The following is an 11,107-nucleotide window of genomic DNA, read 5'->3' on the forward strand; positions in this document are numbered from 1 at the left end:
TTAACTACATAAATATATACATATACTTAACACAAAAAAGATATAGTGGAAAGCGGGAAATAGCTCCTTAAAATTTTAAGAATATGTTTTATTAATTAAGTGAAAATCTGCCAAGACTAGTGCTGCCATAGCCTCTACAATAGGTACTGCTCTTGGCACTACACATGGGTCGTGGCGACCTTTACCTTGCATTTGCACAACCTTACCTTCTTTATCTATGGTTTCGTATTTCTGGATTAGGGTTGCTACAGGTTTAAATGCCACATTAAAATAAATATCCATACCATTACTGATACCGCCTTGTACGCCACCAGAGTAGTTGGTTTTTGTACTACCGTCTGTATTAAATGCATCGTTATGATTGCTACCATACATAGTACTACCGTGGAAACCGCTACCATACTCAAAACCTTTTACGGCATTTATAGATAACATGGCTTTACCTAATTCGGCATGTAATTTATCGAAAACTGGCTCTCCCAAACCAACTGGTACATTTTTAACAACACAACTTATAATACCACCAACAGTATCGCCTTTACTACGAACTTCTTTTATATATTGCTCCATTTTGCTTGCCATTTCAGTATCAGGGCAACGCACAATATTAGATTCTATAAGCGATAAATCGATTTGATTATAAGGCTTATCTAACTTCATGGTACCAACACTAGAGACGTAAGCATATATTTTTACATCTTTAAGTACTTGTTTTGCTATGGCGCCTGCTACTACACGACAAGCAGTTTCTCGAGCAGAACTACGTCCACCACCACGGTAATCTCGTGTGCCATATTTTTTATCGTAAGTGTAATCAGCATGACTTGGACGGTAGCTATCCTTTATATGCGAATAATCATGAGATTTCTGATTGGTATTTTCTATAACAAAACCAATGGGCGTTCCAGTGGTTTTACCCTCAAAAATTCCAGAATAAAACTTTACGCCATCTGGCTCTTTACGTTGGGTAACAATGGCTGATTGCCCTGGTTTACGTCGGTTTAATTCATTTTGAATAGCATCCATATCCAGCTCAATTCCTGGAGGACAACCATCAATTACACCGCCTAAAGCAGGTCCATGAGATTCTCCATATGTTGATACATTAAATAATTTTCCAAAGGAATTTCCAGCCATCTTTAATTTTTTTGCTAAAATAAACTATAGGCTTCAATTACACTAATTTCAGTATAATCAAAATCATCTATTTGATAACATTAACCTAACAATATCCTCATAATTAATTAATTGAATAGTAAACTTTGCATAATACTAAATGCTGTTATTTGTAGTGTTAGTTAATGTTATATCTCTTAGCAAGTTTATTATCAATTGAAAACGAAACGTAAAGTAGAAGTCGTAGTTATTTCTGATGTGCATTTAGGTACTTATGGTTGTAATGCAAAACAACTTTTAACTTATTTGAATAGCATAAACCCTAAAAAGCTAGTGTTAAACGGAGATATTGTTGATATCTGGCAGTTTAGCAAACGGTACTTCCCTAAATCGCATTTAAAAGTGATTAAAAAAATTATGGATTTTGCGGCTGATGGCGTTGAAGTGGTTTACATTACGGGTAATCATGATGAGATGCTGCGTAAATTTAGCGGCACTACCATTGGAAATATTTCAATTGTAGATAAATTGGTTTTAGATTTAGATGGCAAAAAAGGATGGTTTTTTCATGGCGATGTATTTGATATTTCCATACAAAATGCAAAATGGCTAGCTAAACTTGGCGGTTATGGTTATGATGTACTTATCCTTTTAAATAGGTTGATTAATTGGATGTTAACCAAACTTGGAAAAGAACGATACTCCCTGTCTAAAAAGATAAAAAACAGTGTTAAAGGTGCAGTTAAGTTTATTAATAATTATGAAACAGTAATTACCGATGTAGCGATTGATAATGGTTATGATTATGTAGTTTGCGGGCATATACACCAACCAAAAATGGAAATTCGAGAAAATAAGTACGGTACAACCATGTATTTAAACTCGGGCGATTGGGTAGAGAATTTTACAGCTTTAGAATACCAATTTAAGCGTTGGAAAATTTATAATTATCATAACGATAAGCTGTCGCCTTTCTTTGCTGATGAAGACGTTAAAGACATGGAAATTAAAGATTTAATTGCAGCAATAACAATAGTAGATAAATCTAGGAAAACTAAATAAGTGCCTCTTTCAAAATAGTAATTGGGTGTTTTGCTTCTTTACCAGTACCATCCTTTATTTGATGCCTACAACTTGTACCATTTGCAGATATAACAACGGTTTCTCTTGCTTTACGTACTGCTGGAAACAAGGTTTGTTCTCCTATTTGCATGCTAACCTCATAATGCTCTTTTTCGTAACCAAAACTACCTGCCATACCACAGCAACCACTAGGTATAACGGTAACTTTATAATTTTTAGGTAGATTTAAAACTGAAAAGCTAGACAATTGATTACGCAACGCTTTTTGATGACAGTGTCCATGAAATTTGATAGTTTTTGGTTCTAAGGTAAATTGATCTGAAGTAATATTACCTAATTCAATTTCACTTTGAATAAATTCTTCTATTAAAAAGGTATGTTTTGCGATATATTCTGCGGAAGTTTTATCGTTTGCTAATTTTAAGTATTCGTCTTTAAAGGTTAAAATAGCCGAAGGTTCTATGCCAATAAGTGGTGTGTCTTTAGAAATTAAATCTTTAAAAACAGATACATTTTTATTAGCAAATGCTTTTGCTTGTTCTAGCAATCCTTTTGATAAAAATGCACGACCAGATTCAGCATGATTTATAATTTTAACCTGATAATTTAAGGATTGTAAAAGTACCAAAGCATCAACACCAATTTTAGTATCTAAAAAGTTGGTAAACTCATCATTAAAAAGATAAACCGTTTTAATACTTTTTGTTTTTTCAACCCTAAAACTTTTAGTATTGTATATTTTATTTAAACTTTTATTTGATATTAAAGGCAAACTTCGTGCTTTTGCTATACCAAAACTAGTTTTTAATATTGAAGCTGTAAATGTATTTGAAAAAATAAAGTTTGATAATTTTGGAAGCTTACTGCCAATGGTATTAAAACTGTTATTATAAGCGAAAAGTTTAGTACGCCAAGTAATACCATTTTCTTTTTGGTATTGATACTGAAATTCTGCTTTTAAACTTGCAACATCTACACTACTAGGGCATTCACTTGCACAGGCTTTACAACTTAAACATAAATCAAAAACGTTTTTCAATTCCTTATGATTGAATTTATTCGATTTTTCTGAATTTGTTAAAAACTCGCGTAAAGCATTAGCTCTTGCTCTTGTAGAGTCTTTTTCGTTTCTAGTAGCTCGGTAACTAGGACACATGGTGCCACCAAACTCTGGCAGTTTTCTACAATCGCCACTACCATTACATTTTTCGGCTTCTCTTAGAATACCTTGAGATTTAGAAAAATCCATTAAGGTTTCTATTTCTGGTTCTTTTCTACCCACTTCATAACGTAAAGATTTATCCATAGAGAAAGCATCAACAATTTTTCCAGGATTAAAGATAGCATCAGGATCAAAAACATGTTTAATACGTTTCAAAATTTCATAATTTTTTCCACCTATCATCAGCGGAATAAATTCTGCCCTTACAATACCATCACCATGTTCTCCACTAAAAGAGCCTTTATATTTTTTAACCAAATGGGCTACATCAGTAGTTATTTTTCTAAATAGTATAGCACCGTCCTTTGTCTTCAAATTTAAAATAGGGCGTAAATGCAATTCTCCAGCTCCGGCATGGGCATAATAAATAGCCGCCTGATTATAGCTTTTCATTAAGTTGGTAAATTCAGAAATATAATTTGCTAAATCTGGCAGTGCCACAGCGGTATCTTCAATACAGGCTGCCGATTTTTCATCTCCAATAATGTTGCCTAATAACCCCAATCCCGCACTTCGTAAGTTATTCGCTTTATCAATAGCTTCGCCTTCTAAAATAGGATTCGCATAGCTTAAACCAGAGTTTTCTAGAGTTTTAATTAATGCTGCTGCTTGTAAATTTGCATCTTTTAAATCATGAGATCTAACTTCACACATTAAAATTGCTTGAGGATCGCCTACTAAAAATCGTCTGTTTTCTTGCTGTGTTTTATTGCGTTTTGTACAATCTAAAATGGTTTTATCCATCATTTCACAGTTATACAATTGGTGTTGCATTGTTGGTACAACAGCTTGCAAACATTTTTCAATAGTATCAAAATGTGCTGGTACCATTATCCTGTATTTAGGTGGTAAATCGTCAAGTTTTAGTGTTATTTGGGTAGTAAATGCCAATGTACCTTCGCTACCAGATAACAACTTGCACATATTAAATTGCTCTGAAGTGTTTGAGAATACGTTGGATGTAATTAATTCATCAATAGCGTATCCAGTATTTCTTCTATGAATTTCTGGCTTCGGAAAATGTTCTTTTATTTCCTTTTGAATGGTCTCATCCTTTAATTCACTATAAATCGTTTTATATATTTCACCTTCAAGCGTATTTAATGTCGTTTTCTTTTTGAAGTCTTCTGAAGATAATGCACCGAAAGTAACCTCTTTACCATTGCTTAAAATAGTTTGTAACTCTATAACCTTATCACGGGTTACGCCATATTGTATAGATGTAGTTCCAGAGGAATTGTTGCCCACCATCCCTCCTATCATACACCTATTTGATGTTGATGTATTTGGCCCAAAAAACAAGCCGTAAGGTTTTAAATAATTATTTAATTGGTCTCTAACCACGCCTGGTTGTACAGTAACTGTTTTTGTGTTTTTATCTAAACTTATAATTTTAGTAAAGTATTTAGAAACGTCAACAACAATACCATTGCCCACACATTGACCTGCTAATGAGGTGCCAGCAGTTCTAGGAATTAAGGAAGTGTTATGCATTTTAGCAAAATTAATTAATAGCTTAATATCCTCATTATTTTTAGGATAAGCTACTGCCAACGGCAACATACGATATACGGATGCATCTGTAGCATAAATAGCTTTTATTAAATCATCAAAAAGTAATATGCCAGAAAGTTTTGATGCTAAGGTTTTTAAATGATGTTTTATGGATACTGTCATAAATATTACTAAAACGATAAATATAAATACAATTTTGGCGTTATTTTTGTAAAGTTATCTAGAATAATAAACATGGTCTTTTTTTCTAAATTGATCGTATATCATTAATCAAATTAAAAACTAAAAACTTATGAAAAAATTAATCGTATTAATTATTGTTGTATTGGGTTTTGCGTTCTCATCAAATGCACAAGACATATCAAATAATGCTATAGGTCTGCGTCTTGGAGATAGTGATGGTTTTGGAGCAGAAGTATCTTACCAACGTGCTCTTAAGGAAAATAATAGGCTAGAATTAGACTTAGGTATTAGATCTGGTAATAATTTTGATGGATTTAAACTTGCAGCCTTATACCAATGGGTATGGCAGTTAGATGGAGATTTTAATTGGTACGCTGGCGCTGGTGGTGGTTTGGCATCTTACGATTTTAATAGAGTACCGCAAGGCTTTGATAATGGAGATACTTTTATTTTTGCTGCTGGTAATGTTGGTATTGAATATAATTTTGATATCCCACTGCAACTATCGCTCGACTTTAGACCAGAAATTGGGTTTGGAAATGATGCCCTTGACAACAACGATTTAGATTTTGATATCGCTTTGGGTATCCGTTACCGGTTTTAATCTAATTAGTTATTATATTATACAAAAGCACCTTATGGTGCTTTTTTTGATTATAATTAGTTTTTGAATAGCTGTAATAAGTTTATATCTTAACACCTTATAATTTTAAATTCTTACCATGAAATTTAGTCACCTTACTGTTTTTAGCTTTCTGATTCTATTAATACTTAGTTGTAAAAAAAATGACCGAACACAAACTGAAGAACCTGCTAAACTTAAAGCACTAATTATTGATGGTGAAAACAGTCATGGTATTTGGCCAAAAAGCACATTTATGATGAAGGATTATTTAGAGCAAACAGGATTATTTTCTGTTGATATTGCTCGAAAAAAATTCAATTGGATTGGGCCACACCATAACGAAGTAAAGGAAACTAATGATATTCAAGAGCTTATCAATATTTATCCATTAGAAGATGGTGTTGATAGAATTGTTTTAGACTCTACAAGATTTGATCCAGATTTTAATCCAGACTTTAGTAAATATAATGTAGTTATCAGTAATTTAGGTTGGAAATCTTCTGATTGGCCAGAAGCTACTAAAACAAATTTTGAAAATTACATAAAAAATGGTGGTGGCTTGGTTACAGTACATGCAGCAAATAATGCTTGGGGAGATTGGGATGCATACAATGAGATGATAGGTCTTGGTGGCTGGGGCGGCAGAACTAAAGCATCTGGTCCTTATATATACTATAATGCAGAGAACGAATTAATTAAAGACACCTCTGATGGTGTTTGTGCATCACATGGCGCACAACACAACTTTATTATTAAAACTCGTGAACCTGAGCACCCTATAATGAAAGGTTTACCAATGGAATGGTTTCATGGCAAAGACGAACTTTATGAGCGTTTACGAGGTCCTGCTAAAAACTTAACGGTTTTAGCAACTGCATTTTCTAGTGGCGCGTATGGCGAAAAACGAACGCAACGACACGAACCGATATTAATGACAATTGCCTACGGTAAAGGGAGAGTATTTCATTCCACACTCGGCCATATGGATTATTCTATGGAGTCTGTTGGGTTTATTACAACATTACAACGAGGTGCTGAGTGGGCCGCTACAGGTAAAGTGACTCAAAACGTGCCTGATGACTTTCCAAATACTGAAACAGTAAGCTCAAGACCTTGGAAAAAAAGTGAATAATTATTTGAGATATCGTCTTTAATGAGGCTATTTTGCTATTTAATTATAAATTGAAACAATAAAATCGATTTTAAATGATAAAAATCAATTTTAAAGTCTTTTTTATACATTTCTATTCAATTTAACGTCATTTAACATTTTAGATTGAAATTAAGATACATTTAATACATAAATTTGTTTCGCTAATTTAAAATTCTACACACCATATGAAAAGAAACTCTATCTGGCAAACCATAGCTACTTTTATGCTTTTGGTGGTTACCTTCATGACGCCCCTAAATAGTGATGCTCAAAACAAGAAAAAAAATAAAAAAAAGAAACACAAAACAGAAGCAACTACTCCATTAAAAAGACCTTCAAAGAAAAAAACTATCGCTGCTTTAACTAAGTCTAGCAAAAAGATAGATGGTCTATTTACTATGTATCAAGATACAATTACTGGAGCACTACAAATGCTAATTTCTGATGAAAATATAGGGCAGGAATTTATTCATTTTGCGCAGGTAGCAGATGGTGTACTAGAAGCAGGTAGATTTAGAGGTGCTTATAACCCAACACAGGTTATAAAGATTACAAAACATTTTAATAAAATTGAGTTTATAAAGCAGAATACTTCGTTTTACTTCGATCCTGAAAGTCCACTTTCTAAAGCTAAAGATGCAAACATCTCAAATGCTAATTTAGCAAGTTTAAAAATTGAAGCTCATGACGCTAAAAAAGGATTATACCTTATAAAAGCTAGCGATTTATTTTTAAAAGAAACATTTGGTCAAATAAAACCACCTAGATTTCCGGGGAGTTCTCCAACATCTTTCTCTCTAGGTAATTTAGATAAGAATAAAACAAAAATAAATACTATTAAAAATTACCCCGATAATTTAAATATTACAGCAGAGTATGTATACTCTAAGTCTTCTATATTAAATCGTGGATCTTCTGCTGTTACTGATGGGAGAAACGTTAGTATAAAAATGAATCATAGCTTAATAGCAATGCCAGAAAACGATTATCAGGTTAGATTCGACGATCCAAGAGTTGGGTATTTTACAAGACAAGTAGAAGACCAAACCAGTACTAGCACATCACCCTATAGAGATTTAATACATAGATGGCATCTTAAGAAAAAAGACACCGATGCTGAATTATCTGAACCTGTAGAACCCATAACTTGGTGGATTGAAAATACAACACCTCACGAATGGAGAGAAACCATTAAAGAAGGTGTTTTACAATGGAATACCGCCTTTGAAAAAGCAGGTTTTAAAAATGCTATGGTTGTAAAAGTACAACCTGATGATGCAGATTGGGATGCTGGTGATATTAGATATAATGTATTACGTTGGACATCTTCACCAAGACCTCCTTTTGGAGGCTACGGTCCTAGTTTTGTAAACCCAAGAACCGGACAAATTATAGGTGCAGATATTATGCTAGAGTATGTACATTTTACAAACAGAGTACTTTATGATAAAATTTACAATACTGCTGCTAATAAAGAGTTAAACCCAGATGTTAACTATTGTAGCCTTGGTCATGAAATGCACAAAGAATTGATGTTTGCTAATGCTGTTGTATCTGCTACTGGAGCATCAGATTTGGAGATGGAACGTATTAAAAAAGAATCTATGTTGGCTTTAATTATGCACGAAGTAGGCCATACATTAGGTTTAAATCATAATATGAAAGCGAGTCAGCTTTTCTCTAGAGCACAATTAAACGATGCAGATTTTATTAGAGGAAAATGTTTAACAGCTTCTGTTATGGACTATGCAGCTTTAAATATTACTAAAGACAGAAGCAAACAAGGACAATACGATGATGTAGCTGTAGGGCCTTATGATATTTGGGCGGTAAAACTTGGTTACCAGCCATTTGCCAGTGAAAATGAAAGGCAAGCATTACTAAATGAGTCTACAAAACCAGAACATATTTTTGGAAATGATGCAGACGATATGCGAAGCCCAGGTAAAGCAATTGACCCTAGAGTTAACGTATCAGATCAATCTAATGAGCAAATAGAATGGTCTATTGATAGGATGGAATTATCTGATAATCTTTTGAAAAATGCGAAAACAAATTTCTTAAAAGAAGGTGATTTTTATGAAGAACTAAAACGTGTATATTTCATCTTAACTGGTCAAAAAGGAAGTGCTGCAAATACAATTTCAAGATTTATTGGGGGTGTATATGTAGACAGAGCGGCAGTGGGACAAAATGGAGCTACACAACCTTACACTCCAGTTAGTCTTGAGGATCAAAAAAAAGCAATGAATGCGTTAAGTAAATATGTTTTTGCAGCCGATGCATTTGATGCTCCTAATGAATTGTATAATTATTTAGCAAGCCAACGTAGAGGTTTTAACTTTAGATCTCCAGAAGACCCAAAAATTCATAATCAAGTATTAGGTTTTCAAAAACGTGTTTTAAGTCATTTGTTACATTATAACACTTTACAGAGAATAAAAGATTCTGAATTATATGGAAACACTTATAAGTTATCATCAATGATGACCGATTTAAATAATGCTATATTTAAAACAGATATTTATGGTAGCATAAATTCTTTTAGACAAAACTTACAATTAGAATATACCGAGATGCTACTTGATATATTAACGGGTAAAATAAGTTCTAGATATACTCACAATGCTAAGTCTATGGCGCTATATAATTTAAAACGAATTAAAACAATGGCTGCCCCTTCTGGAAATATTGCATCTAGAGCGCACAAAGAGCACTTAAGAACTTTAATTGATAATGGTTTGAAAGAAATAAAATAAATAAATTTTAAAATTACAAATAAAAAAGTGCGCCATGTGGCGCACTTTTTATTTCTACTAAAAGTATTATTAAACTTTTATATATAATTAAGCTAAAATTAATTAAAGACTAAAAGAGCCTGATATTATTAATAAAAAGCCTCTAAAATTTTAGCACCCGCAGATTCTAGATGTATATGGTTTAGGTTAGCTGGAATTAAAAACGTTTCACCATACTTAATTTGGTAATTTTCACCGTTACACATAAAATTAGCTTCACCTTCAACACACATGTAAATAATAAATGAATCTATATTAGTGTAGTCTTTTTCTAACTTACCTTCTAAGGCTATAATATTAGTTTTAAAATATGGTGAATGTACTAATGTATTAGACACATTAATATGGTGTTCATATTTAGTTTTGTATGCATCATGCACTTCATAATCAATAACATCAATGGCTAAATCGTTATGTAAATCTCGTTTAGTCCCTGTTTTTGCATCTACTCTATCATAATCATAAATTCTATAGGTAATATCTGATGTTTGTTGAATTTCAGCCAATAAAACTCCCGCTCCAATAGCATGTACTCTACCTGTTGGTATATAAAATGTGTCTCCCTTTTCTACAATTTCATGATGCATTACATCTAAAATAGTATTGTTTTCTAAATGCTTTTTATATTCAATTTGAGTAATTTTTTTATCAAAACCAACAATTAATTCTGCATCTTCATCAGCTTCCATAACATACCACATTTCATTTTTTCCAAAAGAATTATGACGCTGTTTTGCTATCTCATTACTTGGATGTACTTGAATTGACAAAGGTGTTTTTGCATCAATAAATTTTATAAGTAATGGGAATTTGTCGGCAAATGTGTTATAAACTTTATTGCCTACAATATCACCTTTATATTTGGCTATTAGTGTTTTTAAACTTTCATTTTTAAGTGGGCCTTCTGCAACAAGAGTTTCATCACCTTCAACATCAGAAATCTCCCAAGATTCTCCAATGCTCTCATCAGTATAGTCTTTATCCAATACCGTTTTTAATTTATTTCCTCCCCAAATTCTGTATTTGTAAAGGGGCTTAAACTTTAAGGGATATAAATTCATATTATTTTTTTTAGGGTTTAAAAAATATTATCATAATATTATTAAAAAAAAAAGTTTTCACAAACTTATACTAGGTATTCTTGTGACTTTTATAAATATTATAAAAATTTTACTTATAATTTGATGAATTCTTTTAATACCAGTTTTTGTGAATGCCAGAATATAGTATTAAAAAAATTTTAACAGTTTACTTTTTTTAAATTTCAGTATAAGCTTTAATTTTTAATAACTTAATTACTCTTGTAAATATATCAATACGAGCCAAACACACTTACATAAATAATTACTAATAATTAAATGGCTTCACATTATCTCTTAAATACTATTTCGTTTAATTATAGTTTAACTAAA

7 protein-coding genes are annotated in these 11,107 nt (G+C 32.2%); 4 read left to right on the forward strand and 3 right to left on the reverse strand.

All coding sequences use genetic code 11. The features are described 5' to 3' along the window. Positions 1–75 precede the first annotated feature (75 nt). Positions 76–1,137, reverse strand: a complete 1,062-nt coding sequence (gene aroC, locus ACKGJY_RS03280) for a chorismate synthase (RefSeq protein WP_413972415.1) — start codon at positions 1,135–1,137, stop codon at positions 76–78. Positions 1,138–1,332: 195 nt separating this feature from the next. Here aroC and ACKGJY_RS03285 point away from each other — a divergent pair, with 195 nt between their 5' ends. After that, positions 1,333–2,178, forward strand: a complete 846-nt coding sequence (locus ACKGJY_RS03285) for a UDP-2,3-diacylglucosamine diphosphatase (protein ID WP_413972416.1) — start codon at positions 1,333–1,335, stop codon at positions 2,176–2,178. Here ACKGJY_RS03285 and ACKGJY_RS03290 read toward each other — a convergent pair. After that, entirely contained in the window at positions 2,171–5,098 is a 2,928-nt protein-coding gene (locus ACKGJY_RS03290; RefSeq protein ID WP_413972417.1) for an FAD-binding and (Fe-S)-binding domain-containing protein, read from the reverse strand. The two genes, ACKGJY_RS03285 and ACKGJY_RS03290, sit on opposite strands and share 8 nt — an antisense overlap. Before the next feature lie 130 nt (positions 5,099–5,228). Between ACKGJY_RS03290 and ACKGJY_RS03295 the strand changes: the two genes are divergently transcribed. The 3 genes from ACKGJY_RS03295 (at position 5,229) to ACKGJY_RS03305 (ending at position 9,656) form a co-directional block, all read left to right on the forward strand. Beyond that, entirely contained in the window at positions 5,229–5,723 is a 495-nt protein-coding gene (locus ACKGJY_RS03295; RefSeq protein ID WP_413972418.1) for a hypothetical protein, read from the forward strand. Positions 5,724–5,841: 118 nt separating this feature from the next. Then, positions 5,842–6,876, forward strand: coding sequence for a ThuA domain-containing protein (locus tag ACKGJY_RS03300; protein WP_413972419.1), 1,035 nt, complete (start codon positions 5,842–5,844; stop codon positions 6,874–6,876). A 206-nt stretch (positions 6,877–7,082) separates the two neighbouring features. Next, on the forward strand, positions 7,083–9,656 hold the full coding sequence (locus ACKGJY_RS03305; RefSeq protein WP_413972420.1) for a zinc-dependent metalloprotease: 2,574 nt from the start codon (positions 7,083–7,085) through the stop codon (positions 9,654–9,656). A gap of 128 nt (positions 9,657–9,784) precedes the next feature. Here the strand turns inward: ACKGJY_RS03305 and ACKGJY_RS03310 are convergent, their stop codons facing one another. Then, positions 9,785–10,756: a type I phosphomannose isomerase catalytic subunit gene (locus tag ACKGJY_RS03310; RefSeq protein ID WP_413972421.1), complete on the reverse strand. Its 972-nt coding sequence runs from the start codon at positions 10,754–10,756 to the stop codon at positions 9,785–9,787. Positions 10,757–11,107: the final 351 nt, after the last annotated feature.

The sequence above is a fragment of the Hyunsoonleella sp. 2307UL5-6 genome (assembly GCF_047345485.1).
Taxonomy (GTDB): Bacteria; Bacteroidota; Bacteroidia; order Flavobacteriales; family Flavobacteriaceae; genus Jejuia.